The organism is Kitasatospora sp. NPDC096128, assembly GCF_040303105.1.
In the GTDB taxonomy this organism is placed as follows: Bacteria; Actinomycetota; Actinomycetes; order Streptomycetales; family Streptomycetaceae; genus Kitasatospora.
The window spans coordinates 227,840-252,911 of record NZ_JBEOSP010000004.1 but is presented as its reverse complement, the minus strand read 5'-3'; the positions used below and the strand labels follow the sequence as shown (position 1 = coordinate 252,911).

The window sequence follows — 25,072 nt, the reverse complement described above, 5'->3', positions numbered from 1 at the left end:
CGGAAACCTAGGGAGGGAGGAACCGATGGCACTTCCCCTGCCGCACCAGCGGCACCGGCTCGATCCCGTGCCGGAGTTCCACGGCCTGCTGGACGAGGGGCCGTTGCACGAGTACGACACCCAGCCCGGGATGGACGGCCGCAAGCAATGGCTGGTCACCGGGTACGACGAGGTCCGGGAGGTCCTCGCCGATCCCGGGCGGTTCAGCTCCATGCGGCCGGTCGACGACGAGGCCGACCGGGCCCAACTGCCGGGAATCCTCCAGGCGTACGACCCGCCCGACCACACCCGGTTGCGCAGGACCGTGGCCCCGGCCTACTCGGTCCGGCGGATGGAACGGCTGCGGCCGCGCGTCGAGGAGATCGTCGAGGAGTGCCTGGACGACCTGGAGAACCTGGGGTCGCCCGTCGACTTCGTCAGGTACGCGGCCTGGCCCATCCCGGCACTCATCGCCTGCGAGTTCCTCGACGTCCCCCGCGACGACCAGGCCGAACTGTCGCGGATGATCCGGGAGAGCAGGGAGAGCAGGCTTCCCCGGCAGCGGACCTCCTCGGGTCTGGGTGTCGTCAACTACACCAGGAAGCTGGTGGACCGCGAGCGCCGGGATCCCGGCGAAGGACTGATCGGTGTCATCGTGCGCGAGCACGGGGCGGAGGTCGGCGACGAGGAACTGGCGGGGCTCGCCGAGGGGAACCTGATCATGGCCGCCGAGCAGATGGCCGCCCAACTGGCCGTCGCTGCACTCCTGTTCGTGACCCATCCCGACCAGGCAGCGCTGCTCCGCGAGCGTCCCGAACTCGTGGACGGCGCGACCGAGGAACTGCTGCGGCACGCCTCGATCGTCGAGGCCCCGGCCCCTCGGGTCGCTCTCGCGGACGTGCGCGTCGCCGGACGCGACATCCGGGCCGGGGACGTCCTGACCTGCTCCATGCTGGCGATCAACCGTCCGCGGGGCGACCGCTTCGACATCACCCGTGAGAAGCCGAAGCACCTGGCGTTCGGATACGGAATCCACCACTGCCTCGGGGCCCCGCTGGCCAGGCTCCAGATGCGGATCGCGCTGCCCGCGGTGTTCCGCCGGTTCCCGTCGCTGCGGCTCGCCGTGCCCGAGGAGGAGCTGCGGTTCAAGCCGGGCCGGCCCGAGCCCTTCGCCGTGGAGGAGCTTCCCCTTGAGTGGTGACGACAGGCCTCCGATCCACACGCGCCGGCAGGGCTTCGACCCGGCCGACGAGCTGCGCGCCGCCGGAGAACTCACGAGGATCACGATCGGATCCGGAGCGGACGCGGAATGCACCTGGCTGGCCACCGGGCACGCGGTCGTCCGGCAAGTCCTCGGCGATCACACCCGGTTCAGTACGCGCCGCCGTTTCGACCGCAACGACGAGATCGGCGGGACGGGCGTCTTCCGGCCGCGTGAGCTGGTCGGCAACCTGATGGACTACGACCCGCCGGAGCACACCCGGCTCCGGCGTCTGCTGGCCCCGGGGTTCACCCACCGCCGGATCCGGCGGATGGCCCCGTACATCGAACAGATCGTGACGGAACGCCTCGACGCGATGGAGCGGGAGGGGTCGCCGGCGGACCTGATCGAGGTGTTCGCCGACGAGGTGCCCGGCCCCGTGCTCTGTGAGTTGCTCGGGGTGCCGCGGGACGACCGCGCCAGGTTCCTCGAACTGTGCCACCGGCATCTCGACGCCTCGCTCGGCGACCGGAGGCGGGCGGCCGCCGGCGAGGCGTTCTCCCGCTACCTCGTGACCATGGTCGCCAGGGAACGGAAGGACCCCGGCGAGGGGCTCATCGGTGCGGTCGTCGCCGAACACGGCGACTCGGTGACCGACGAGGAACTCAGGGGCGTCTGTGTGCAGATGATGCTGGCCGGGGACGACAACATCTCCGGCATGATCGGCCTGGGCGTGCTGGCGCTGCTGCGCAACCCCGAGCAGATCGCCGCGCTGCAGGGTGACGTGCAGTCGGCGGAGCGGGCGGTCGACGAGCTGATCCGGTACCTGACGGTCCCCTACGCTCCGACGCCCCGAACCGCCGTCGAGGACACCGCAGTCGGCGGCCAGGTGATCAAGGCGGGGGAGACGGTCCTCTGTTCCCTCCCGGCGGCCAACCGCGACCCCGCCCTGCTGCCGGACGCGGATCGCCTGGACGTCACCCGGGAACCCGTCCCCCATGTCGCGTTCGGGCACGGCGTGCACCACTGCATGGGAGCCGCGCTCGCCCGTCTCGAACTGCGCATCGCCTACACCTCGCTGTGGCGACGCTTTCCCGGGCTGCGGCCGGCGGATCCCGCCGGCGCGACCGCGTTCCGGCTGAGCACCCCCGCCTATGGACTCGGCAGTCTCATGGTCGCGTGGTGACCAATTGGACGGCTTGAGCGGCGATCCATCGCACTGGACAATCGCAAAGAACTCAATTGAGGGACGGTGGGAGATGTCGGTGGAAACGTTCGACATGGTGGTGGCGGGGGGTGGGCCGGCGGGTTCGACCGTGGCCACCCTGGTGGCCATGCAGGGGCACCGGGTACTGCTGCTGGAGAAAGAGGTATTCCCGCGGTACCAGATCGGTGAGTCGCTGCTTCCGTCCACCGTTCACGGGGTGTGCCGGATGCTCGGGGTCACCGAGGAACTCGCGGCGGCGAATTTCCCGATAAAGCGCGGCGGCACTTTCCGGTGGGGCACCCGGCCGGAACCCTGGACGTTCTCGTTCGCCGTTTCCCCGCAGCTGAGCGGGCCCACCTCGTTCGCCTATCAGGTGGAGCGGGCGCGGTTCGACGAGATCCTGCTGAACAACGCCAAGCGCAAGGGCGTGACGGTCCGCGAGGGATGCTCGGTCACCGGAGTCGTCGAGGAGGGCGAGCGGGTCACCGGCCTGCGCTACCTCGACCCCGACGGCGGTGAGCACGAGGTCAGCGCGCGTTTCGTGATCGACGCGTCGGGCAACAAGAGCCGGCTGTTCTCCAGCGTCGGCGGCACGCGCGACTATTCGGAGTTCTTCCGGAGCCTGGCCCTGTTCGGCTACTTCGAGAACGGTAAAAGGCTCCCGGCGCCCCGTTCCGGAAACATCCTGAGCGTCGCCTTCGACAGCGGCTGGTTCTGGTACATTCCGCTGAGCGACACGCTCACCAGTGTGGGCGCGGTGGTGCGCAGGGAAATGGCGGAAAAGGTTCAGGGGGACCGGGAAGCGGCCTACAAGGCCCTGATCGCCGAATGCCCGCTGATCTCGGAATACCTGGCGGACGCGCGTCGGGTGACGACCGGGAACTACGGGGAACTGAGGATCCGCAAGGACTACTCCTACCTCCAGACGACGTTCTGGCGCCCCGGAATGATCCTCGTCGGCGACGCCGCGTGCTTTGTCGACCCGGTATTCTCCTCCGGCGTTCACCTGGCGACCTACAGCGCTCTGCTCGCCGCCCGTTCGATCAACAGCATTCTCGCGGGCGACCTGGACGAGAAGACCGCCCTGAACGAGTTCGAGGCCCGCTACCGCCGTGAGTACGGGGTGTTCTACGAGTTCCTCGTGTCGTTCTACGAGATGAACGTGAACGAGGAGTCGTACTTCTGGGCCGCCAAGAAGGTCACGAACAACAAGCACACGGAGTTGGAATCGTTCGTGGACCTGGTCGGCGGGGTGTCGTCCGGCGAGGCGGCGCTTGCGTCCAGGATCGCCAAGCACAGCGCCGAGTTCGCCGCGGCCGTCGACGACATGGCCGGCGGCGGTGACGGGGACATGGTGCCGATGTTCAGGTCGCAGGTGGTCAAGCAGGTGATGCAGGAGGGCGGCCAGGTCCAGATGCGGGCGGTGCTCGGCGAGGACGCGGCGCCCGAGGAGCCGGTGTTCCCGGGCGGGCTGGTGGCCTCGCCCGACGGGATGAAGTGGATGTCCTACCGTGGATGAGGCCGCGCCGATCGTGCGGCCGACGGCGAACTACATGCGGAGGACGCTCTACGATCCGCATGAGGACATGTTCGCCCTCAGGGCGCACGGCCCGCTGATCCGGATCGCGGGGAACGCGGCCGATCAGATGAGCACGGACTACGTCTGGCAGGCCATGGGCTACGACGTGGTGCGCGAGATACTCGGTGATCACGAGAACTTCACGACGCGGCTGCGGCTGACCGAGGCGCAACCGATCGGCGGCGAAGGGGTGCCGGTCCCGCCGGAGCTGGCCGGACAGCTCGCGATCTACGATCCGCCCGAACACACGCGGCTGCGGCGCATGCTGACGCCCGAGTTCACGGTCCGACGGATCCGCAGGCTGGAGCCCGCGTTCGAGGGCATCGTCGAGGAACGACTCGATGCGATGGAAGCGGCCGGACCGCCTGCGGACCTCCAGGTGCTGTTCGCCGACCAGGTCGGCAGTGAGGCCCTGTGCGAGCTGCTCGGGGTCCCGCGCGACGATCGGAACGAGTTCATCCGCCGCGTGAGGCAGAACGTCGACCTGAGCCGCGGGTTCAAGGCCCGGGCGGCGGACAGCGCGGCGTTCAACCGGTACCTGAACGCGCTCATCACCCGGCAGCGGAAGGAGCCCGACGAGGGGTTCCTCGGCATGCTGGTGCGTGAGCACGGCGAACGGATCACCGACGACGAGTTGAGGGGCGTCTGCACGGCGCTGATCCTCGGCGGCGTCGAGACCACCGCCGGCATGATCGGCTTCGGGGCCCTCGCGCTGCTCGACCACCCCGACCAGCGGCGGCTGCTCCTCGCCTCCCGCGAGGAGGCCGACCGCGTGGTGAATGAACTGCTGCGCTTCCTCTCGGCCGTGCAGCAGCCGACCCCGCGCCTGGCCGTCCGAGACGTCGTCGTCGGCGGGCAGCTGATCAAGGCGGGGGAGTACGTCCTCTGCTCGATCCTCATGGCCAACCGCGATGAGGGGTTGACGCCGGATCCCCATCTCCTCGACGCGAGCCGCGAACCGCTGCCGCATGTCGGATTCGGGCACGGCATCCATCACTGCGTGGGCGCCGCAGTGGCGAGGTCGGTGCTCCGCATCGCCTATCAGGCCCTGTGGCGACGGTTCCCCGGGCTGAGCCTGGCCGTGCCCGCGGGGGAAGTGAAGTTCCGCAACGCGTTCATAGACAGCCCGGACCGGTTGCCGGTCACCTGGTAGCGGACGCCGCGACGGATGAGCGATCGATCGAGGGACGGTGGGAGATGTCGGCGGAAGCGTTCGACGTAGTGGTGGCGGGCGGTGGACCGGCGGGTTCGACCGCGGCCACCCTGGTGGCCATGCGGGGCCACCGGGTGCTCCTGGTGGAGAAGGAGGTCTTTCCGCGTTTCCAGGTCGGTGAGTCGTTGCTCCCGTCCACCGTGCACGGAGTGTGCCGACTGCTCGGCGTCACCGACGAACTGGCGGAGACGGACTTCCCGGTGAAGCGGGGCGCGACGTTCCAGTGGGGCGCTCGGCCGGAGCCGTGGGACGTCTCCTTCGAGGCGTCCTCGCGACTGACCGCCTCGACGGCGTTCGCCTACCAGGCGGACCGGAGGCGGTTCGACGAGATCCTGCTGAACAACGCCAAGCGCAAGGGCGTGACGGTCCGTGAAGGGTGCTCGGTCACCGGAGTCGTCGAGGAGGGCGAGCGGGTCGCCGGCCTGCGCTACCTCGACCCCGACGGCGGCGAGCACGAGGTCCGCGCGCGGTTCGTGATCGACGCGTCAGGCCATCGGAGCCCGCTGTTCTCCGGTGTCGGCGGCACCCGCGACCACGCGGAGGCCTTCCGCGGCCTGATGCTTTCCGGCTACTTCGGCAACGGCTGCAAGCGGCTGCCGGAACCGCGTTCGGGCGACGGTCTGAGTGTGACCTTCGACAAGGGCTGGTTCTGGTACGTCCCGCTGTTCGGCGGGCTCACCAGTGTGGGCGCGGTGGTGCGCGGGGAGCTGGTCGAGAAGCTCCCGGATGACCGGGAGGAGGCGTTCAAGGCCTTGATCGCCGAATGCCCGACCATCTCGGACCTGCTCTCGGAAGGGATGCGGGTGACGGCCGGCAGGTACGGGCAGTTGCGCGTCCGCGAGGACTACGCCTACCAGCAGACGACGTTCCGGCGCGCGGGGATGGTCCTGGTGGGCGACGCCGCGTGTTCCGTCGACCCGCTGTTCTCCGGCGGCGTCCATCTCGCGACCTACGGCGCCCTGTTGGCCGCCCGTTCGGTCAACACCGTCCTCGCCGGCGACCTGGACGAGGAGACCGCCCTGACGGAGTTCGAGGCGCGGTACCGCCGCGAGTTCGGGGCGTTCTCCGAGCTCATCGAGGCGTTCCACGCGATGACCGGCGAGGAGCACCCGCAGCCGGAGTCGTTCGTGGACCTGGCCGCCGGAGTGTGGTCCGGCGACGAGGCGCTTGCATCGGGCGAGGGGGCGACCGCGCCCGGGGGACCGACGGTCCCGGGCGGGCTGGCGGTCTCGCCCGACGGAATGACGTGGATTCGTTCGTGAGGAGCAGAAGTGACTGAGGAACGGCTCTATCTCCGGTCCGACACCATCATCGAGCCATTGGTCGACCGGTTCTACGCCCAGCTGTACACGACGGCTCCCGTGACCGGCGCCATGTACCTCGCCTTCCGGCAGCTCCCGATGCTGGAGTCCTACCTGCAGACCCCGGACTGGCACTTCTCGGGCAGCCGCGATCCGAAGTTCCGCGGCGGGTTCTTCGTCGGCATCGAGGAGAAGCGCAAGGGCGAGGTCGAGGCGCTGCTGACGGCCGTCCGGCGCGACCGCGCGGACATCATCCGGTTCGCCCACGCGATCGCGGAGGCCGAGAAGATCGTTCGGGAGGAGGCGACCGGCTACGACCTCAGGCCGCTCTACCCGAAGCTCCCCGCCGAGCTGGCGGGCCTGGTGGAAGTGTCCTACGACACCGGCAACGCGGCCTCGCTGCACTTCCTGGAGCCGCTCGTCTACCGGAGCAAGGCGTATGCCGAGGACCGCCAGTCGGTTCAGCTCTCGTTGGAGACGGGCATCGAGCGGCCGTTCGTCATGAGCACCCCGCGGCTGCCCTCGCCCGACGTCCTGGAGCTGGACATCCCCTTCCGGCACCCCGGCATCGAGGAGCTGTTCCGCTCCAGGATCCGGCCCACCACCTTGAACGCGCTCCGCGAGGCGCTGGAACTCGGCGACGCGGAAGCCGCCCAGCTGTCCCGCCTGCTGGTCCCGGAGCCGGGGCTGGCCGCCGACCGCCACGTCACGGCCGGTGCCAGGATCCGTTACCTGGGGCATGCCTGCCTCCTCCTGCAGACGCCCGAAGTGTCGATCCTCACGGACCCGTTCCTCAGCGCCGACATCAACGCGACCGGCCGGTACACCTATGACGACCTGCCCGACCACATCGACTACGTCCTCATCACGCACGGGCATTCCGACCATCTCGTGTCCGAGACCCTGCTCCAACTGCGCGGCCGGGTCGGCACGTTCGTGGTGCCGAGGACCTCGCGCGGCAACCTGTGCGACCCGTCGCCCGCGCTCTTCCTGAAGTCCCTCGGGCTCCCCGTGACCGAGGTGGACGACTTCGACGAGGTTGCCTTCCCCGGTGGGAAGATCGTCGCGACTCCGTTCTTCGGGGAGCACGCCGATCTCGACATCCGCGCCAAGGCGACCTACTGGATCGGCCTCGGCGGGAAGTCCGTCTACGTGGGAGCGGACTCCTCCGGCATCGATCCGGTCCTCTACCGCTACGTCCGCCGGCACCTCGGACCGGTCGACATCGCGTTCCTCGGCATGGAGTGCGACGGTGCGCCGATGAACTGGAAGTACCAGCCGATGTTCACCCAGCCGATCCCGAAGAAGATGAGCGAGACCCGCAAGCTGTCCGGTTCCGACGCGGCGCAGGCGGGCGCGATCGTCACCGAGCTGGGGGCCCAGGAGGTGTACATCTACGCCATGGGCGAGGAGAGTTGGCTCGGCCACGTCATGGCCACCAGCTACCACGAGGACTCCTACCAGCTCCAGCAGATCGCCGAGTTCGAGGAGTGGTGCTCGCGCCGGGGAGTCAAATCCGGTCATCTCCTCGACCGGGCCGAATGGCACTGGTCGTAGCCGCGCCCGCAGCGAGGCTACGGGCCTGCACATATCGTCCGCGTGTCGAAAACCGCATACGTGCCGGCAACGTCCGGTCGTCTTCTCTGGTGGCATGTCTCGAACCCAGCCCTCAGCACGATCGACGCCGTCGCGGTGGCCACCCGTTGGATGGCCACCGCGACGGCGTCCCCCCACGAGTCGGGAGCGAGAGCGCACGATGACACCGGTGGACACGGCCGAGACCGGGCAGGGTGGTTCGGCGGCCCAGGACGAAGGAACCCGGCCCGCGGGCGACCCCCGGCCGGGCCGGTGGAGGCGCGGCTCGGTACTCACGACGTGTGCGCTGCTGCTCGGCCTGCTCCTGCTGCTGCACGGGCAGCTCCCGGACTGGGCCGGCCTGGGCAGTCTGCTGGAGACCTTCCTGCCGTGGTTCGGCCTGCTGGTCCCGGTGCTGCTCGCCGGGGCGCTGTGGCGCCGCTCCACCTCGGCGGTCGTCGCGCTGCTGCTGCCGGTCACCGTGTGGCTGAGCCACTTCGGCGGGCTGCTTGCCGACAAGTCCCACCAGGGCGGCGATCTCACGGTGGTGAGCCACAACGTGAACGCCGACAACCGTGATCCGGCCGGCACCGCCCGCGACCTGGCCGCCTCCGGCGCGGACGTGCTGGCGCTGGAAGAGCTGACCGACCGGGCCACGGGCGTGTACGAGACGGAGCTGGCGAAGGGCTACCCGTACCACACCGTGCAGGGCACGGTCGGGCTGTGGAGCAAGCTGCCGCTGTCCGACACCCGGCCGGTCGATGTCCTGTGGCAGCCGCGGCCCGCGGACAACCCGGTGGAACCGCCCCGGGCGCTGCGCACCACGGTGGCCACCCGCAAGGGGCCGCTGGCGGTGTACGTGGTGCATCTGGGTTCCGTGCGGGTGATGCCCAGGGGCGGGTTCTGGACGGACACGCGGAACGCCGGCGCGAAGAAGCTCGCCGGGGCGGTCGCCGCCGAGCGCAGCGAGCGGGTGGTGGTGGTCGGTGACTTCAACGGCACCATGGACGACCGTGCCTTCGACGGTCTCGCCTCGCAGCTGCGTTCGGCCCAGGACGTGGCCGGGGACGGGTTCGGCTTCAGCTGGCCGACGGACTTCCCGATGGTGCGGATCGACCAGATCCTGGTCCGCGGCGTGGCCCCGAGGAGTGCGTGGCTGTTGCCGGCCACGGGCAGTGACCACCGGCCGGTGGCGGCCGGAATCAGCTGGTGAACGCCGCGACCCGCCGGGGCGGTGACCTATCGTCAGCGTATTGAGAATCGCATATGTCCGGGCAACACCCCACCAGATTGACTGGCGACATGTCCTACACCTCCTCCAGCGAACCGGGTCGAACCGCAGCCGGGAAAGCAGCGGTTGGGAATCCGGTCGTCAGGCCGATCCGCGCCGCCGACCATCTGGCGTTCGTGCGGGCCCAGCGGTCGGTCAGCTTCCTGCAGACCCCGGCGTGGGCCCGCGTCAAGACCGAGTGGCGCAGCGAGTCCCTCGGCTGGTTCGACGGTCGGGGCCTGGTCGGTGCCGGGCTCGTCCTGCACCGCCCGGTGCCGCGGCTCGACCGCTTCACGCTGGCGTACCTGGCCGAGGGGCCGGTCATCGACTGGAGCGGTGAGATCGGTGTGTGGCTCGATCCGCTGGCGGCGTACCTCAAGGAGCACGGCGCGTTCGCGATCCGGCTCGGCCCGCCGGTGGACACGGACAGCTGGAGCGCCGCCCAGGTCAAGGAGGGCATCGCCGACCCGAACATCCGGCGGCTGACCGACATGCCGGGGCAGGCGGGCGACCCGGTCGGCGCCCGGGTGAGCAGCACGCTCAAGAACGCGGGCTGGCTGCCGCAGAACCCGGAGGACGGGTTCGGGGTCGGGCATCCGCAGTTCAAGTACGTGGTCCCGCTGGCGGGCAGGACCGAGGACGATGTGTTCAAGGGCATGAACCAGCAGTGGCGTCGCAACATCAAGAAGTCGGCCAAGGAGGGCGTTGAGGTCACGGTCGGCGACGGCGGGCCGGAAGAGCTGAAGGCGTTCCACGACCTCTACGTCCACACCGCCGAGCGCGACCACTTCACCCCCCGGCCGCTGCACTACTTCGAGACCATGTTCGCGGCGTTGAGCACGGAGGCCCCCGAGCGGATCAAGCTCTATCTGGCCCGCCACCAGGGCGACTTGGTCGCCGCCACCATCCTGATCCGGGTCGGGGCCCACGCCGTGTACGCCTACGGGGCCTCCGCCACCGCGAAGCGCGAGGTACGCGGATCCAACGCCTGCCAGTGGGCGATGATCCGCGACTCGCTCGCGGCCGGCTGCGACGTCTACGACCTGCGCGGCATCACCCCCACTCTCGACGCCGGCGATCCGCACGTCGGCCTCGTCCAGTTCAAGGTCGGCACCGGCGGCCGGGCGGTGCGGTACGTCGGCGAGTGGGACCTGCCGCTGCGACCGATGGTCTACCGGGTCTTCGACCTCTACATGAGGCGGCGCGGACGCTGAACCGTACGGCCGGCTACGCCAGCGCGGCGGCGACTTCGTCCAGGCGTGCCCCGCGGGAGGCCTTGACCAGCACCACATCGCCGGCGGCGAGGCGGTCGCGCAGCCAGTGGACGGCCGCGTCGTTGTCGGCGAGGACCACCGACCGTTCTCCCGCGCCGTCGGCGATCGGCCGGGCTCCCGCACCGACGACGGCCACCACGTCGGCCCGGGCTGCGGCGTACGCCCCGACGGCGTGGTGCTCCGCCTCGCTGTCGGGGCCGAGTTCGAGCATCGCGCCGAGTACCGCGATGCGGTGCACGCCCTCGACGGCGGCCAGCGCGTCCAGGGCGGCGCGGGTCGAGTCGGGGTTGGCGTTGTAGGAGTCGTTGATCAGCGTCGCCCCGCAGGTGAGGCCGCGCGACTCCATCCGCCACGGCGACAGCGAGGCGGTGGCCAGCGCGGCCGCGGCCAGGTCGAGGGGAACCCCGGCCGCCAGTGCCGCCGCCGTGGCGGCCGAAGCGTTGAGGGCCTGGTGGGCGCCGACCAGCGGCAGCGCGACGTGGGCCGAGGCGGCGGCGGTCCGCAGGGTGAAGGACGGCCGGCCGAGCCGGTCGAGGGCCAGGTCGAGGGCCCGTACGTCGGCGTGGGCCGCCCGGCCGAAGGTCAGAACCGGACCGTCGGTGAGCGCGCGCATCGCGGCCACTCGGGGATCGTCGGCGTTGAGGATCGCGGTGCCGCCGGGCGCGAGCCCCTGCACCAGTTCGCCTTTGGTCCGGGCGATGGCCGCGCGCGACCCGAACTCGCCGAGGTGGGCCTGGCCGACGTTGAGGACGACGGCGATGTCGGGCGCGACCAGGCCGGTGAGCTTGGCGATGTCGCCGATGTGGCGGGCTCCCATCTCCAGGACGAGGAGCCGGGTGGCCGCCTGGGCGCGCAGCATGGTGAGCGGCACACCGAGCTCGTTGTTGAGCGAGCCGGCCGTGGCGACCGTCGGCCCGGCGCCCGAGAGCACGGCCGTCAGCAGGTCCTTGGTACCGGTCTTGCCCTGCGAGCCGGTCACCCCGACGACGGTCAGTCTGTCGCGCAGCCGCGCCACCACATGGGCGGCGAGCGTCTGCAGCGCGGTCTGGACGTCCTCGACGACGACGGTGGGCAGCGGCGTGGGCCGGGAGCCGAGCACGGCCACCGCACCGGCCCGCCCGGCCTGCTCCGCGTAGTCGTGGCCGTCGGCGTGCTTGCCGGCGAAGGCGACGAAGAGGCCGCCCGGCTCGGCCTGTCGGCTGTCGATCACGGCCGGCGCGGTCACGGTCGCGGAGCTGTCGCCCTCGGCCGTTCCGCCGACGATCCCGGCGATCTCGCCGAGGCTTAGAGGGATCACACCGGCCCCCTGGAGGCCGTGCATGGTGTTGGTTCAGTCATGCTGCCAGTCAAGGGAGTTGGACGTTTCACGGGCATATCGAAAACGACATACGCTCCGGATACCCCGTGCCGCCTTCACTGGGGGCATGACCCACAGCACAAAGACCCGTATCACCGTGTACGGGTGCGGTCCGGACGAAGCCGTCCTGTTTCGCGAGCTGGCGCCCGGCTTCGGTGTGCGGCCGGCCCTCACCGACGCACCGGTGTCCGAGGCCAACAGTGAACTGGCCTCCGGCAGCCGGTGCATCAGCGTCGGCCACAAGACGCCCATCACCCGCGCCACGCTGCGTGCCCTCGGTGGAGTCGGCGTCGGCTACATCTCCACGCGGAGCATCGGGTACAACCACGTCGACGTGGAGTACGCCGGCAGCATCGGCATCGTCGTCGGGAACGTCTCCTACTCGCCGGACAGCGTGGCCGACTACACGCTGATGCTGATGTTGATGGCGGTACGGGACGCGAAGGGCATCGTCCGTCGCACCGACGCGCACGACTACCGGCTGAGCGACGTGCGCGGGAGGGAACTGCGGGATCTGACGGTCGGTGTGGTCGGGACGGGCCGGATCGGTGCGGCGGTCCTGGAACGACTGCGGGGTTTCGGGTGCCGCATCCTGGCCCATGACCGTCGTCCGGTGGACCACCCCGGTGCCACCGTCGAGCGCGTTCCGCTCGATGAACTGCTGCGGCGGAGCGACCTGGTCACGCTGCACGTGCCGCTCACCGCGGCCACGCACCGTCTGCTGGACCGGAAACGCCTGGCGCAGATGAAGGACGGCGCGGTGATCGTCAACACCGGGCGCGGTGGGCTCATCGACACCGAGGCCCTGGTGCAGGAACTGGAGATCGGCAGGCTGGGCGGCGCTGCGCTGGACGTCGTCGAAGGCGAGGACGGCGTCTTCTACGCCGACTGCCGGGACAAGCCCATCGAAAGCAAGGCGCTGTTGCGGCTGCAGGAGTTGCCGAACGCGCTCATCAGTCCGCACACCGCCTACTACACGGATCACGCCCTGCGCGACACCGTGGAGAACTCTCTCACCAACTGCCTGGCATTCGAAAGCAGGAATCAGCATGGTTAGGTTGAAGGTCGGCATCCTCTTCGGGGGCCGTTCCGAGGAGCACTTCGTCTCCGTCAAGTCCGCGCGAGAGGTGGCCCGGAACCTGGATCCCGACAAGTACGAACCCTTCTGGATCGGGATCACGAAGAGCGGTGCCTGGAAGCTCTGCGACGGGCCCGACGGGGAGTGGGAGAACGGCGACTGCCGCCCCGTCGTGCTGTCGCCGGACAGCGACGTGCACGGACTGCTCACCCTGGAGCAGGGGAGCTACGAAACGATCCGCCTGGACGTCGTGCTGCCCGTGCTGCACGGCCGGTTCGGCGAGGACGGCGCGATGCAGGGTCTGCTGGAGCTCTCCGGCATCCCCTACATCGGCTGCGACGTCCAGAGTTCTGCCCTGAGCATGGACAAGTCCCTCGCCTATGTCGTCGCCAGGAGCGCCGGAATCGCCACGCCGAACTTCTGGACCGTCACGGTGGACGAGACCGTCGACCCCGCCCGGCTCACCTATCCGGTCTTCGTGAAGCCGGCCCGATCGGGATCGTCCTTCGGTGTCACCAAGGTGTCCCGGGAGGAGGAACTTCCGGGTGCGGTGGAGACGGCACGGCAATACGACACGAAGGTGCTGATCGAAGAAGCTGTCGTCGCAAGCGAGATCGGCTGCGCCATCCTCGGCAACGGGTCGGACCTGGTCGCGGGCGAGGTGGACCGGATCGCGCTCTCGCACGGGTTCTTCAGGATCCATCAGGAAGACTCCCCCGAGACCGGTTCCGAGAACTCCGTGGCAGTCGTCCCCGCCGACATCCCCGAGGAGTCACGGCTGCTCGTCCAGGAGGCGGCCAAGGCCGTGTACCGGGCCTTGGGGTGCAGCGGCCTCGCGCGGGTGGACATGTTCCTCAAGGAGGACGGGCAGGTGGTCCTCAACGAGGTCAACACCTTCCCCGGCATGACCTCGTACAGCCGTTATCCGAGGATGATGGCGGCCGCGGGCATTCCGCTCTCCGAGGTGATCGACCGGGCCGTCTCCCTCGCCTTGACGGGGAAGATCCGATGACGTCGATGATGGACGGCTTCGCTTTCGTGGACGACGTGGTGCCCGGAATACGCTGGGATGCCAAGTACGCCACGTGGGACAACTTCACCGGGAAGCCGGTGGACGGATATCTGGCCAATCGGGTCGTCGGGACGAGGGCTTTGTGCACGGCCCTGGAGCGGGCGCAGGAGTTGGCCGCATCACTGGGTTTCGGCCTGCTGCTCTGGGACGGCTATCGCCCGCAGCGCGCCGTCGACTGCTTTCTGAACTGGTCACGGCAGCCGGAGGACGGCCGGACGAAGTCGCGGCACTATCCCAACATCTGCAGGGCCGAGATGTTCGAGCAGGGCTATGTGGCCGCGAAGTCCGGCCACAGCCGGGGCAGCACGGTGGACCTCACGCTCTACGACCTGGCCACGTGTGAACTCGTTTCCATGGGCGGCAGCCATGACCTCATGGATCCCGTCTCGCACCACGGCGCACAAGGGGTCACGCCCGTCGAAGCGCGGAACCGTCAGCATCTGCGGTCCGTCATGGAGGCCTGTGGTTTCAGTGCGTACGAATGCGAGTGGTGGCATTACACGCTCGACGACGAGCCCTATCCGGATACCTATTTCGATTTCCCCATCGGGTAGTACCCCAGCCGTGGATCGTGATCTTCAGGGAAGGGGTGTCCCCCCGCGGAGCGACGCCGGCGCCCAGCCGCCGCCCGGCAGCGGTCCGGGCCGCCCCGTCCAGGCGTGGGGGCGTACAACTCCCGCTCCGCTGCCGGGGTTTCCCCGCTCGGCGGTGGGGGCGAGGTAGACCGCGACTTGAGAGTGCGGCCACTGTCTCATCGTTGCTCCACACCAGTCACGATGATCAACGGTGGCCACACCCGTTTCCGTGCCGGCCCCGAGCGACAAGATCGCGGTCCATGACCGGAGTACCGGCGATTCGCCGATAGGCGAGTGCCTCGATTCGTGCCGGGTGTTACGATCACGTAGCCGTTCCATCTGATGATTAGTGCTAGCAGAACGGAATGCAGGCCAGATCCAACGGGGGATCTTCTGAGTGCCTTTCACAGAGCCGTGTACAGGAAATCAGATCATGAGGGAGATGGCGTTGGACCGCGAGCAGAAACACCTCGATCAGCAGACGGTTGTCGAAGTGGAGATCAGCTTACTGTCAACAGCCGGTTCACCGCGGACCTCGGGGGAGGACCCGGACCACGTGGAGGCGCTCTCCGTGGTGCAGTCCCCGCTTCCGCCCATTCTCGTGCACCGCCCGACGATGCGGGTCATCGACGGCCTCCATCGTGTTCGAGCGGCCGAACTGCGCGGACAGGACAGGGTCGCCGTCAGCTTCTTCGAGGGCAACGAGGCCGACGCGTTCGTGCTGGCGGTCGAGTCCAACACCAAGCACGGCCTCCCCCTGTCGAAGGCCGACCGTAAGCGGGCGGCCGCGCGGATCATCGCCTCGCACCCGCAGTGGTCGGACCGGATGATCGCATCGGTCACCGGTATCGCCCCCGGCACGGTGGCCGACATGCGCAAAGGGCTTCCGGGTGCGTCCGCCGCCGAGGAGAGCAGGGTCGGCCAGGACGGCCGGGTCCGCCCGATCAACGCCGCCGCGGGGCGCAGGGTCGCCGGAGAACTCATCACCGAGAACCCGAGCCTGTCGTTACGTCAGATCGCCCGCATGGCGGGCATATCCCCCGAGACGGCCCGCGATGTGAGAAGCCGGATCCGCAGAGGAGAGGACCCGCTGCCCAGTCGGCAGGTCAGGGAACCGGAACCCGGGAACGTCGTGGTGGGAGCCTCGGCGCCACCGCGCGGCATCGGCGTCGCGGCGGTGCCCGGCAGGCCGTCGACGCAGGATCCCAGCGTCGTCGTGGAACGGCTCAGGGCGGATCCGGCGCTGCGGCTGAGCGAGACCGGACGCACCCTGCTGCGGCTGCTCAACCTCCACACGATCAACCCGAAGGAGTGGCAGCGGATCATCGACAACGTGCCGCCCCACTGCAGCGGCATCGTGGCCTATCTGGCCGACGAGTACGCGGGGATGTGGTCGGAGCTGGCCCTTCGGCTGGGGCGCAGGGAAGCCGAGACCGTGTAAGTCGGCCGGCGCCGCGTCCAAGCGTCGAAAACGGGCAGTTGGTCGGGAACACGAGGGCTGTGACGTCGCCGAAGTCCCTCCACCACGCGGTGCAGGGACTTCGGCGACTTTCGCATGTCAGGCGGAGGCGAAGGCGCGAAGCCGCCTGGCCGCGGCGACACCGTCGCAGCCCGACAGGCCGAGGGCGTCGCGGAGTTCCTCGGCCAGCAGGTCGAGCACCCGACGTGCGCCGGCCTCTCCGGCCGCGGCCAGGCCCCAGATCAGCGGACGGCCCACCAGGACACCGGACGCCCCGAGAGCGAGCGCCCTGAGCACGTCGGTGCCGCTGCGGATGCCGCTGTCCAGCAGCACCTCGCATCCGTCCCCCGCGGCCGCCACCACCTCCGGCAACGCGTCGATGCTGGGTACGGCGCCGTCGAGCTGGCGGCCACCGTGGTTGGAGACCACGACCGCGTCCGCCCCCGACTCGGCCGCCCGCAGCGCGTCCTCGGCTGCCAGGACGCCCTTGAGCAGCAGGGGAAGCCGGGTCTGCTTCCGCAGGGCCTCCAACGACGACCACGTCAGCGCTGCGGAGAAGGCCTGACCGGTGTGGACGGCCACCGCGGAGCTGTCGGCCTGCCGCCGGTGCGCGGTCGAGCCGGTGCGGATGTTGGCCGCCCGTACCCGGCCGGGCAGGGCGAAGCGGTTGCGCATGTCGCGCAGCCGGCGCCCCATCCACGGCACGTCGACGGTGAGCATGATCGCCTGGCAGCCGGCGTCCTCGGCCCTGCGGACGAGTTCCAGGCACTGCGCGGCATCCCGGAGCCAGTAGAGCTGGAACCAGACCGCTCCGCCGATCGCCGTGATCTCCTCGATCGGGACACTGCTCAGCGTGCTCGCGGTGAACGGCACCCCGGCCGCCTTGGCCGCGCGGGCGGCGGCCAACTCGCCTTCGGGGTGGACCAGTTGCTGGTAGGCGACGGGCGCGATGGCAACCGGCATGGGAACGGGCCGACCGAGCAGGGTGGAATCCGCCGTGCACTGCGACACGTCCCTGAGCACGCGGGGGACCAGGAAGACGCGGTCCAGCGCGGCGCGGTTGGCATCGAGCGTGATCTCGGCGCCGCTTCCTCCGGCCACGAAGTCCCATACGTCGGCGGGCAGGGCCGAAGCGGCGGCGCGTTCGAAGTCGGCCAGGCAGTGGGCCGGACCGGCCGGAACCTCACCGCCGTAGCCCATGCTGCCCCGTCCTCTCCAGCTCCACGGCCTCGTAGAGCGCTTTGATGTTCGCGCTGCCGAAGGTCTCGGCGCCTTGGCGCTCGATGACCTCGAAGAACAGCGTGTGCCGGTGGTGGGTCGACGCCGTGAATATCTGGAAGAGCCGGCCGCCGTGGTCCTCGTCGGCGAGCACGTTGGTCGCCCGGAGGTCGTCCAGCCTGGACTCGCCCAGGTCGATCCGCCCGCCCAGGAGGTCGTAGTACGCCGGGGGAGTGGTGAGGAAGCCGACGCCCCGGTCGGCCAGGGCCCGTACCGAACGGACCGCGTCCGGCGAGGAGAAGGCCAGGTGCTGGACGCCGGAGCCCTGGTGGGCTTTGAGGAACTCGTCGATCTGTCCCGGGTCCGCCGAAGGGTCGGGCTGGATGAGCGTCAGGGTCACCGAGCCCGACGGGCTCTGCACCACCTTCGACTCCATGGCCTGCCGGCCGACGACGATGCGCTCCTCGAAGATGCACCGGAACCCGAGGGCCGCCAGGTAGTAGTCGACCGTGGGGTCGAGATCGCCGGTGTTCAGGCACACGGCGATGTGATCGACGTCGAGCAGGCCCACGGCGCCGGTCGGGTCACCGCCGGTCCGGGGCGTCGGGGTGACTCCGGCGGGCAGCCCCGGCCCCTCCCCGGGAGCGCGCTGGACGAGCGTGTGGGCGACGTCCCCGAAGCCGTGGAGGACGGCCGTCACGGTCGGCCCGTCGCCCGTGTGACGGGTCGGCGGGCGGTGGACGCGGGCGCCGTTGGCGACCGCCGCGTCGAAGGCCGCGGTCACGTCCGCGGTGCGCAGGGCGATGTCGGCGACACCGTCTCCGTGGGAGGCGACGTAGGCCGAGGCCGCATGGTCGTCCGACGTCCCCTCGGTGAGTACCAGGGTGATCCGTCCGTGGCGCAGCGCGACGCTTCGGTGATCGGTGAAGTCGCCGGAGCCGACCACCGCGAAGGCGTATTCGTCGACCCAGGTGCGTACAGCCGTTTCCAGCTGTTCCACGTACATCTCTACGTAGTCGACGGAAAGATCCGCCGGCGGATCGGTCACCTTTGCTGATTTGCTCATGACTGTCCCCATGCCAGAAGAAGAAGGGCGGGATTCGTCGAACTGTAATAGACGGCCCCGCGGGAAAAAAGCAGATGACTGCCCGACGGATGGCCGGTTGGACGGCGGTTGTCTGGACGCCTGCCCGTGTGTGAACCTGAGTCGGCGAATCCCGACGCTCATTGGCCTATTTCGTCGGGTGCGATGAACTTCCTCGATGAGATCGCGCTCCGCCATCCCGACGCGATTCACCGAACGCCAAGCTCCCATATTCCGAGGAGAGTTTGTGTCCGAACAGATATCCCGTCTGCTCCTGGCACTGCCGGTGGTGATCCTCGCCTGTCGTGTCGGCGCCGTACTGCTCCGCCGGCTGGGGCAGCCTCCCGTCGTGGGCGAGATCGTGACGGGCATCCTGCTCGGCCCCTCGCTGCTCGGCCGGCTGTGGCCCCATGCGCAGGAGTATCTCTTCCCGCCCAGGGTCACGGACCACATCGAGGTCCTGGGGCAGCTGGGGCTGCTCGCCTTCATGTTCCTGATCGGACTCGAACTCGACCTCGGCCACCTGAGGGGCAACGGCCGCGCTGCGGCGGTCGTCAGCCAGGTCGGCATCCTGCTGCCACTGCTGCTCGGTGGGCTGATCGCCCTGGGCATGTTCGACTCATTCGCTCCGCAGGGGACCGACCGATTCGCCTTCGTGCTGTTCGTCGCCGTCGCCGTGAGCATCACCGCGTTCCCGGTGCTGGCCCGGATCCTCACCGACCAGGGGCTCTACCACACACCCATCGGCAGCCTGGCCATGGCGTGCGCCGCCGCGAGCGACATCATCGCGTGGTGCCTGCTCGCGGTCGTGGTGGCCTTCGTCAAGGGGGGCTCTCCGTACGAATCGTTGATGACCGTGGCGATGGTGGCGGCGTACTTCGCGGTGATGACGCAGGTGGTGCGCCCGCTGCTCGTCCGGCTGAGCCGCTGGAGGCGGGCCGCGCCGGGAGGCGAGGGGCAGGACGCGACGGTGCTGGCGCTGCTGTTCTGCGGGACCTGCCTCTCCGCGCTGCTGACCGATGCCATCGGGGTGCACGCCCTCTTCGGGGCCTTCCTGTTCGGTGTGGTGACACCGAGGCGTTCCGCCGTCGTCGAGCGGGCTGCGGCCCGCCTGCGATCGGTGGCGGTACCACTGCTCCTGCCGCTGTTCTTCGTCACGACGGGGCTGCGTACCGACATCGGGATGCTGGCCGACGACCCGGTGCAATGGCTGTGGCTCGGCGCCGTCCTCGCGGTGGCGGTGGTCGGGAAATGGGGCGGCGGCAGCGTTTCGGCGAGGCTGACCGGACGGCCGTGGCACGAGGCGCTGTCGCTGGGCGCGCTGATGAACTGTCGAGGTCTGACCGAACTCATCGTCCTCAACATCGGATTGGACCTCAAGGTGATCAACGAGGCCCTGTTCACGATATTGGTCATGATGGCCCTGATCACCACAGCAGTGACATCGCCCGTCGTCAGGGCGCTCGGCCGGCGCGAAGAGTCGCGGGAGCGAATCGTGGAGCCCGCGCACAGGTCGGACGCGGTGCAGCCGTAGGGCTGGTGATCGCCGAACGTCCTTCCGTCCGTTGGTTTTTGAATACTCCTGGGAGTCGGTCTTGGCTGCTCTGTCCACTGCGAACCTGCACGCGAGTCTCGGCGACCCGGTGCTGGACACCATGAACTTCCTCAACGAGATCACCCACCGCTACCCGGAAGCGATCTCCTTCGCGCCCGGTCGACCCTACGACGGGTTCTTCGAGACGGAGCAGATCTTCGACCATCTCCGCCGCTACCTGGACCACCTGGAGGCCGACGGCGCCTCGCCGGCCCGGATCCGTTCCTCGCTGTTCCAGTACGGGCCGACCAGTGGACAGATCCGGGAACTGATCGCGGACTCGCTGCGCAAGGACGAGGGCATCGACGTCCCGGCGGAGTCCGTGGTGGTCACGGTGGGGTGCCAGGAGGCCATGTTCCTCGCCGTGCGGGCCCTGATCCGGGACCCGCAGGACGTCCTCCTGGTGTCCAGCCCGTGCTACGTCGGAATCGTCGGTGTCGCGGCCCTGCTGGGCGTCAGCCTCACCCCGGTCGAGGAGGGCGACAAGGGGTTCCGCTGTGAGGACCTGGAGGCGGCCGTCCTCGCGGAGCGGGTGGGCGGCCGCCGGCCCCGGGCCTTCTACCTGACCCCCGACCACTCGAACCCCTCGGGAACCACCATCCCGTTGGAGACCCGGCAGGAACTGCTCGACCTGGCGGCCCGGTACGACCTCCTGATCCTGGAGGACAGCCCGTACCGGCTGGTCAGCCCGGGGCGGCAACTGCCCACCCTGAAGTCCCTCGACCGGGAGCGGCGGGTGGTCCATCTGGGCTCCCTCTCCAAGACGCTGTTCCCCGGCGCCCGGGTGGGGTACGCCGTCGCGGACCAGCCGGTGGTGGACGAGGCCGGACGGTCGGGACTCCTGGCGGCCGAGCTCACCAAGATCAAGAGCATGGTGACGGTCAACACCCCGTCCCTCAGCCAGGCCGTCGTCGCGGGCATGCTGCTCTCCGCCGGCGGGCGGGCCGCCGACCTGAACACCGAGACCGCCGCGTACTACGGCGACGCGATGCGCACCACGTTGGCCCGGCTCGCCGAGACGTTCCCCGAGCAGGAACGGGACGCGCTGGGCGTGTGCTGGAACGAGCCGAGCGGCGGGTTCTTCCTGTCACTGACCGTCCCGTTCCGTGCCGACAACGCGGCGCTGGAGCACTCGGCGGAGAAGTACGGGGTGATCTGGACCCCGATGTCCTACTTCTACCCGCGCGGCGGCGGGGAGCGGGTCATCCGGCTCTCCGTCAGCTACCTGACCCACGCAGAGATCGCCGACGGTGTCGAGCGGCTGGCGTGCTTCATCAAGGACCGGGCGGCCAGGACCTGAGACCGCCGTACGGAAGGGGTTCAGCACGTGTTGGCAGTAGTACGACTCGTTCGCAGCAAGACCCGGATGTGGGGGTGGACCTTCCGATGACCACGAGCCTGAGCCTTCCGGCCGCCGGTACCAGCACCGGCACCGGCCTTCTGGACCAGGCCGGCCCCGATCCGAAGAACGGTGCGGGCGTCGCCCGCATCACAGGTGTCGGCACGGCGACCACCGGGACCCCGTACACGCAGCGTGAGCTGATCGACATCTTCGGGATCGCCGACCCCAAGGTCCGCTCGATCTTCCTCAACAGCGCCATCGAACGCCGCTTCCTCTCCATCCCGCCCCGCGACGCCCACGGCGCCATCCTCCCGGAGACACAGGGCCAACTGCTCGCCAAGCACAAGCGGCTCGCCCTGGACATGGGAGCCCGGGCCATCCGCTCCTGCCTCGACGACGCGGGCATCGAGCTGTCCGACATCGACTACCTCTGCTGCACGACCACCACGGGATTCCTCACCCCCGGCCTGAGCGCCCTGCTGATCCGCGACATGGGGATCCTTCCCGGGACCAGCCGGGTGGACGTGGTGGGAATGGGCTGCAACGCCGGTCTCAACGCCCTCAACGCAACTGCGAGTTGGGTCCACGCCAACCCGGGCAAGGTCGCCGTGCTGCTGTGCGTGGAAGCCTGCTCCGCCGCGTACGTGATCGACGGCACCATGCGCACCTCGGTCGTCAACAGCCTCTTCGGCGACGGCGCGGCCGCGGTAGCCCTGGTCGCCGACGGCCCGGACACGGCCTACGCGTCGGCCGACGTCCCGCCGGCACCCGGCAGCCCCCGCATCCTGGGCTTCGCGAGTCACCTGATCACCGAGGCGGTCGAGGCGATGCGCTACGACTGGGACGACGACCAGGGGAAGTTCAGCTTCTACCTGGACCCGTACGTTCCCTACGTGGTGGGCGCCAACGCGGAGCAGGTCGTCGACCGCCTGCTCGGCAACGGCGGGCTGCGCCGCAGCGACATCAGCCACTGGCTGGTGCACTCCGGTGGCAAGAAGGTGATCGACGCGGTCCGGGTGAACCTGGGGCTCACCCGCCACGACGTGCGGCACACGACCGGCGTTCTGCGCGACTTCGGAAACCTGTCGAGCGGTTCCTTCCTGTTCTCCTACGAGCGGTTGCTGCGCGAGGGGGTCGCACAGGTCGGCGAGTACGGCGTCGTGATGACCATGGGCCCTGGTTCGACGATCGAGACCGCACTGGTGCAATGGTGATGGGGAAGCAGATGAAGAACAGCGTCAGGGCCACCTCGTCGGCCACCTCCCCGCAGCAGGCCGACCGGACGGATCCGGATGTCCTGCTGCTCAGGATCGACGGTCGCCGGCCCATCTCGGCAGAGTCGGTCTCCGCGGTGAACGGCGTCTGCGACGCCGCCGAGGACGACACGGCGCGAACCCGGGTGGTCGTGGTCGAGGTGTCGGGCAGCCCCGAGGGGCAGCGGCCCGAGGGCCTGACGGTCGCGATGGTGAGCAAGTGGGAGCGCGCACTGCGCCGCCTCGAACGACTCCCCGCACCGACCGTCGCCGTGGTCGACGGCGACTGCGGCGGGACCGCCCTGGACGCCCTGCTGGCCACCGACTACCGCATCGCGGCCGGCGCGGTACGCCTCGTGGTGCCGGTCGACGGCGGAGCCACCTGGCCCGGGATGGCCCTCTACCGGCTGGCCCAGCGCGGCGCCGGCGCCTCCGCGATCCGCCGGGCGGTGCTCTTCGGCACACCGGTCGAGCTCGCCGAGGCGCTCGAACTCCAGCTGCTCGACGAGGTGGCGGCCGACCGGGCGGGCGCCCACACCCTGGCTGCCACGCGCGCCGGCGCCGTCTCCGGGAGCGAGCTGGCCATTCGCCGCCAGCTGCTGGACGACGCCGTCACGACCGGCTTCGACGAGGCGCTCGGCGTCCACCTCGCAGCCTGCGACAGGGCGCTGCGCAGGGCAGCCGTCGGGGTCGCTTCGTGATCGGCGACAGGGCCCGGGCAGGCGTGATGGATGCCGTCCGGGCGGCGGGTGGTGTCCTGCCCGCCGCCCGGACGGCCCTGGCCGCGACCGCCCGGCGCACCGACGAACTGCTGGCCGCCCTGCCCGATCCCGAACGGCGCTCCCAGGGGCAGCGGGCAGCCGCCCTGAAGGCGCTCGACGCCGCGCGCACCGTGCGCGCCGCTTTCCTCGACGCCCACACGGACGCGGTCTACGACGAGCTGACCGGTGGCCGCAGCCGCCACCTCAGGATCGAGGAACTCGTCCGGGTCGCCGCGGCGGCGTTCCCCGGGCTGGTGCCCACGCAGGCACGGCTGGCCGCCGAACGCGACCGGCCGCAGGCGGCCAAGGAGGGGCACGAGATCGACCAAGGCCTCCTCCTCGGCCGCATCCTGGCCTCGCCCAGGTCCGGCCCGCATCTGATCGACACGATGCTGCGCCCGACCCCGCGGGCCCTGGCCCTGCTGCCGGACTTCCGGGCGGACGGGAAGGCGGATCTCGGCTCCGTGCGCCTCGAGCGCGCGGACGGCGTGGCCCGGCTGACGATGTGCCGGGAGGACTGCCTGAACGCGGAGGACGACCGGCAGATCGACGACATGGAGACCGCCGTCGACCTCGCGCTGCTCGACCCCGGCGTCGAAGTGGGGCTCCTGCGCGGCGGCGTCATGACCCATCCGCGCTACCGCGGCCGACGGGTCTTCAGCGCCGGCATCAACCTGAAGTCCCTGCACGGTGGCGGCATCTCCCTCGTCGGCTTCCTGCTGCGCAGGGAGCTCGGCTACATCCACAAGATCTGGCGGGGCCTGGTGGACGACTCCGGCGCGCACTGGTCGTCCCGAACCGTCGAGAAGCCCTGGGCGGCCGCCGTGGACACCTTCGCCATCGGAGGCGGCACCCAGCTCCTGCTGGTCTTCGACCGGGTGCTGGCCGCCTCGGACGCGTTCCTGAGCCTCCCCGCGGCCAAGGAGGGGATCGTCCCCGGCGCCGCCAACTTCCGGTTGGCCCGTCGGGCCGGCAGTCGGCTGGCCCGGCAGGTGATCCTGGACGGCCGTCGGATCCGGGCACACGAGCCGGACGCCCGGCTCCTGGTCGACGAGGTCCACGAGCCGGAGGACCTCGACGAGGCGATCGAGCGGACACTCGACCGTCTGCGCGGACCGGCAGTGCTGGCGAACCGGCGGATGCTGAACCTGGTGGAGGAGAACGTCGACGAATTCCGCCGCTACATGGCCGAGTTCGCCGTCCAGCAGGCCCTGCGGCTGTACGGCTCCGACGTGCTGGACAAGGTCGGCCGCTTCACGCTCGCGGCCCCGGCCCGAGGCGCGGAGTGAGCGGGGAGGAGAGCCCTCGTGTCCGGTACGAGAAGAAGGACCACGTCGCGCGGGTGACACTCGACCGCCCCGCCGTCCTCAACGCGATGGACCTGCGGATGCACGAGGAACTCGCGGCAGTGTGGGACGACATCGAGGCCGACGACGGGATAAGGGTCGCGGTGCTGACCGGTGCCGGTCACCGCGCCTTCTCGGTCGGCCAGGACCTGCGCGAGCGGTCCCGGCTGGACGAGCAGGGCGTGCCGCGGACCAGTTTCGGCAGTCGTGGGGGGCGCCGCGGGGGCCCCCGGCGCCCAGGGGGGGGGGGGGCGCACAGACCCACCGCACACGGCCCGACCCCGCCCCCCCCGGGCCCCTCACACCGGGAGCTGGGGTACACAAACCGCCCGCA

General features: G+C 69.9%; 21 protein-coding genes. 18 read left to right on the top strand and 3 right to left on the bottom strand.

What is annotated here, in order from left to right:
* The first annotated feature begins 25 nt into the window (after nucleotides 1-25).
* The 8 genes from ABTY61_RS07275 to ABTY61_RS07240 all read left to right on the top strand — a co-directional run bounded on the left by ABTY61_RS07275 (nucleotide 26) and on the right by ABTY61_RS07240 (nucleotide 10,539).
* Nucleotides 26-1,180, top strand: coding sequence for a cytochrome P450 (locus ABTY61_RS07275; RefSeq protein ID WP_350503938.1), 1,155 nt, complete (start codon nucleotides 26-28; stop codon nucleotides 1,178-1,180).
* Entirely contained in the window at nucleotides 1,170-2,366 is a 1,197-nt protein-coding gene (locus ABTY61_RS07270; protein WP_350503937.1) for a cytochrome P450, read from the top strand. The genes ABTY61_RS07275 and ABTY61_RS07270 overlap by 11 nt, the downstream gene beginning before the upstream one ends.
* A 73-nt stretch (nucleotides 2,367-2,439) precedes the next feature.
* Nucleotides 2,440-3,906, top strand: a complete 1,467-nt coding sequence (locus ABTY61_RS07265) for a tryptophan halogenase family protein (RefSeq protein WP_350503936.1) — start codon at nucleotides 2,440-2,442, stop codon at nucleotides 3,904-3,906.
* Nucleotides 3,899-5,119 carry a cytochrome P450 gene (locus ABTY61_RS07260; RefSeq protein ID WP_350503935.1) on the top strand — a complete coding sequence of 407 codons (1,221 nt, stop codon included), beginning with the start codon at nucleotides 3,899-3,901 and terminating at the stop codon, nucleotides 5,117-5,119. The genes ABTY61_RS07265 and ABTY61_RS07260 overlap by 8 nt, the downstream gene beginning before the upstream one ends.
* A 44-nt stretch (nucleotides 5,120-5,163) precedes the next feature.
* Nucleotides 5,164-6,441, top strand: a complete 1,278-nt coding sequence (locus ABTY61_RS07255; protein ID WP_350503934.1) for an FAD-dependent oxidoreductase — start codon at nucleotides 5,164-5,166, stop codon at nucleotides 6,439-6,441.
* A 9-nt stretch (nucleotides 6,442-6,450) separates the two neighbouring features.
* Nucleotides 6,451-8,037, top strand: coding sequence for an MBL fold metallo-hydrolase (locus tag ABTY61_RS07250; protein WP_350503933.1), 1,587 nt, complete (start codon nucleotides 6,451-6,453; stop codon nucleotides 8,035-8,037).
* A gap of 199 nt (nucleotides 8,038-8,236) precedes the next feature.
* On the top strand, nucleotides 8,237-9,268 hold the full coding sequence (locus ABTY61_RS07245) for an endonuclease/exonuclease/phosphatase family protein (RefSeq protein WP_350503932.1): 1,032 nt from the start codon (nucleotides 8,237-8,239) through the stop codon (nucleotides 9,266-9,268).
* 89 nt (nucleotides 9,269-9,357) lie between these two features.
* Nucleotides 9,358-10,539, top strand: coding sequence for a lipid II:glycine glycyltransferase FemX (locus ABTY61_RS07240; protein WP_350503931.1), 1,182 nt, complete (start codon nucleotides 9,358-9,360; stop codon nucleotides 10,537-10,539).
* Nucleotides 10,540-10,552: 13 nt separating this feature from the next.
* Here ABTY61_RS07240 and ABTY61_RS07235 read toward each other — a convergent pair whose 3' ends face one another.
* Nucleotides 10,553-11,896: a UDP-N-acetylmuramoyl-tripeptide--D-alanyl-D-alanine ligase gene (locus tag ABTY61_RS07235; RefSeq protein WP_350503930.1), complete on the bottom strand. Its 1,344-nt coding sequence runs from the start codon at nucleotides 11,894-11,896 to the stop codon at nucleotides 10,553-10,555.
* 127 nt (nucleotides 11,897-12,023) lie between these two features.
* On the opposite strand from ABTY61_RS07235, the gene ABTY61_RS07230 reads away from it, so the two are divergent.
* The 4 genes from ABTY61_RS07230 to ABTY61_RS07215 all read left to right on the top strand — a co-directional run bounded on the left by ABTY61_RS07230 (nucleotide 12,024) and on the right by ABTY61_RS07215 (nucleotide 16,122).
* The gene (locus ABTY61_RS07230) at nucleotides 12,024-13,013 is read left to right on the top strand and encodes a D-isomer specific 2-hydroxyacid dehydrogenase family protein (protein WP_350503929.1); all 990 of its coding nucleotides are present in this window, start codon (nucleotides 12,024-12,026) and stop codon (nucleotides 13,011-13,013) included.
* Nucleotides 13,006-14,046, top strand: coding sequence for a D-alanine--(R)-lactate ligase VanA-Sc (gene vanA-Sc / locus ABTY61_RS07225; protein WP_350503928.1), 1,041 nt, complete (start codon nucleotides 13,006-13,008; stop codon nucleotides 14,044-14,046). Before ABTY61_RS07230 ends, vanA-Sc begins: the two co-directional genes overlap by 8 nt.
* A 5-nt stretch (nucleotides 14,047-14,051) precedes the next feature.
* The gene (gene vanX / locus ABTY61_RS07220; protein ID WP_350503993.1) at nucleotides 14,052-14,660 is read left to right on the top strand and encodes a D-Ala-D-Ala dipeptidase VanX; all 609 of its coding nucleotides are present in this window, start codon (nucleotides 14,052-14,054) and stop codon (nucleotides 14,658-14,660) included.
* A gap of 463 nt (nucleotides 14,661-15,123) precedes the next feature.
* The gene (locus ABTY61_RS07215) at nucleotides 15,124-16,122 is read left to right on the top strand and encodes a streptomycin biosynthesis protein (RefSeq protein ID WP_350503927.1); all 999 of its coding nucleotides are present in this window, start codon (nucleotides 15,124-15,126) and stop codon (nucleotides 16,120-16,122) included.
* Nucleotides 16,123-16,239: 117 nt separating this feature from the next.
* On the opposite strand, the gene ABTY61_RS07210 is transcribed toward ABTY61_RS07215, so the two are convergent.
* Nucleotides 16,240-17,340, bottom strand: coding sequence for an alpha-hydroxy acid oxidase (locus ABTY61_RS07210; RefSeq protein ID WP_350503926.1), 1,101 nt, complete (start codon nucleotides 17,338-17,340; stop codon nucleotides 16,240-16,242).
* A complete protein-coding gene (gene hppD, locus ABTY61_RS07205; RefSeq protein WP_350503925.1) occupies nucleotides 17,324-18,424 on the bottom strand; it encodes a 4-hydroxyphenylpyruvate dioxygenase in 1,101 nt (366 codons plus the stop codon). Before hppD ends, ABTY61_RS07210 begins: the two co-directional genes overlap by 17 nt.
* 265 nt (nucleotides 18,425-18,689) lie before the next feature.
* Here hppD and ABTY61_RS07200 point away from each other — a divergent pair, with 265 nt between their 5' ends.
* The 6 genes from ABTY61_RS07200 to ABTY61_RS07175 form a co-directional block, all read left to right on the top strand.
* Entirely contained in the window at nucleotides 18,690-19,976 is a 1,287-nt protein-coding gene (locus ABTY61_RS07200) for a cation:proton antiporter (RefSeq protein ID WP_350503924.1), read from the top strand.
* A 61-nt stretch (nucleotides 19,977-20,037) separates the two neighbouring features.
* Nucleotides 20,038-21,336, top strand: coding sequence for an aminotransferase-like domain-containing protein (locus tag ABTY61_RS07195; protein ID WP_350503923.1), 1,299 nt, complete (start codon nucleotides 20,038-20,040; stop codon nucleotides 21,334-21,336).
* A gap of 86 nt (nucleotides 21,337-21,422) precedes the next feature.
* Nucleotides 21,423-22,592, top strand: coding sequence for a 3,5-dihydroxyphenylacetyl-CoA synthase DpgA (dpgA, locus tag ABTY61_RS07190; RefSeq protein WP_350503922.1), 1,170 nt, complete (start codon nucleotides 21,423-21,425; stop codon nucleotides 22,590-22,592).
* A gap of 11 nt (nucleotides 22,593-22,603) precedes the next feature.
* The gene (gene dpgB, locus ABTY61_RS07185) at nucleotides 22,604-23,332 is read left to right on the top strand and encodes an enoyl-CoA-hydratase DpgB (RefSeq protein WP_350503921.1); all 729 of its coding nucleotides are present in this window, start codon (nucleotides 22,604-22,606) and stop codon (nucleotides 23,330-23,332) included.
* Nucleotides 23,333-23,358: 26 nt separating this feature from the next.
* Entirely contained in the window at nucleotides 23,359-24,681 is a 1,323-nt protein-coding gene (gene dpgC / locus ABTY61_RS07180; protein WP_502895235.1) for a (3,5-dihydroxyphenyl)acetyl-CoA 1,2-dioxygenase DpgC, read from the top strand.
* Between the two features lie 53 nt (nucleotides 24,682-24,734).
* The coding region (locus tag ABTY61_RS07175) for an enoyl-CoA hydratase-related protein (protein ID WP_350503919.1) at nucleotides 24,735-25,072 on the top strand (338 nt) is incomplete at its 3' end.

Coding starts and splice junctions, on each gene's coding strand:
- ABTY61_RS07275 (WP_350503938.1), top strand. CDS start 26: ATGGCACTTCCCCTGCCGCACCAGCGGCACCGGCTCGATCCCGTGCCG.
- ABTY61_RS07265 (WP_350503936.1), top strand. CDS start 2,440: ATGTCGGTGGAAACGTTCGACATGGTGGTGGCGGGGGGTGGGCCGGCG.
- ABTY61_RS07255 (WP_350503934.1), top strand. CDS start 5,164: ATGTCGGCGGAAGCGTTCGACGTAGTGGTGGCGGGCGGTGGACCGGCG.
- ABTY61_RS07245 (WP_350503932.1), top strand. CDS start 8,237: ATGACACCGGTGGACACGGCCGAGACCGGGCAGGGTGGTTCGGCGGCC.
- ABTY61_RS07240 (WP_350503931.1), top strand. CDS start 9,358: ATGTCCTACACCTCCTCCAGCGAACCGGGTCGAACCGCAGCCGGGAAA.
- ABTY61_RS07230 (WP_350503929.1), top strand. CDS start 12,024: ATGACCCACAGCACAAAGACCCGTATCACCGTGTACGGGTGCGGTCCG.
- vanA-Sc (WP_350503928.1), top strand. CDS start 13,006: ATGGTTAGGTTGAAGGTCGGCATCCTCTTCGGGGGCCGTTCCGAGGAG.
- vanX (WP_350503993.1), top strand. CDS start 14,052: ATGATGGACGGCTTCGCTTTCGTGGACGACGTGGTGCCCGGAATACGC.
- ABTY61_RS07215 (WP_350503927.1), top strand. CDS start 15,124: ATGGCGTTGGACCGCGAGCAGAAACACCTCGATCAGCAGACGGTTGTC.
- ABTY61_RS07210 (WP_350503926.1), bottom strand. CDS start 17,340: ATGGGCTACGGCGGTGAGGTTCCGGCCGGTCCGGCCCACTGCCTGGCC.
- hppD (WP_350503925.1), bottom strand. CDS start 18,424: ATGAGCAAATCAGCAAAGGTGACCGATCCGCCGGCGGATCTTTCCGTC.
- dpgA (WP_350503922.1), top strand. CDS start 21,423: ATGACCACGAGCCTGAGCCTTCCGGCCGCCGGTACCAGCACCGGCACC.
- dpgB (WP_350503921.1), top strand. CDS start 22,604: ATGAAGAACAGCGTCAGGGCCACCTCGTCGGCCACCTCCCCGCAGCAG.
- dpgC (WP_502895235.1), top strand. CDS start 23,359: ATGGATGCCGTCCGGGCGGCGGGTGGTGTCCTGCCCGCCGCCCGGACG.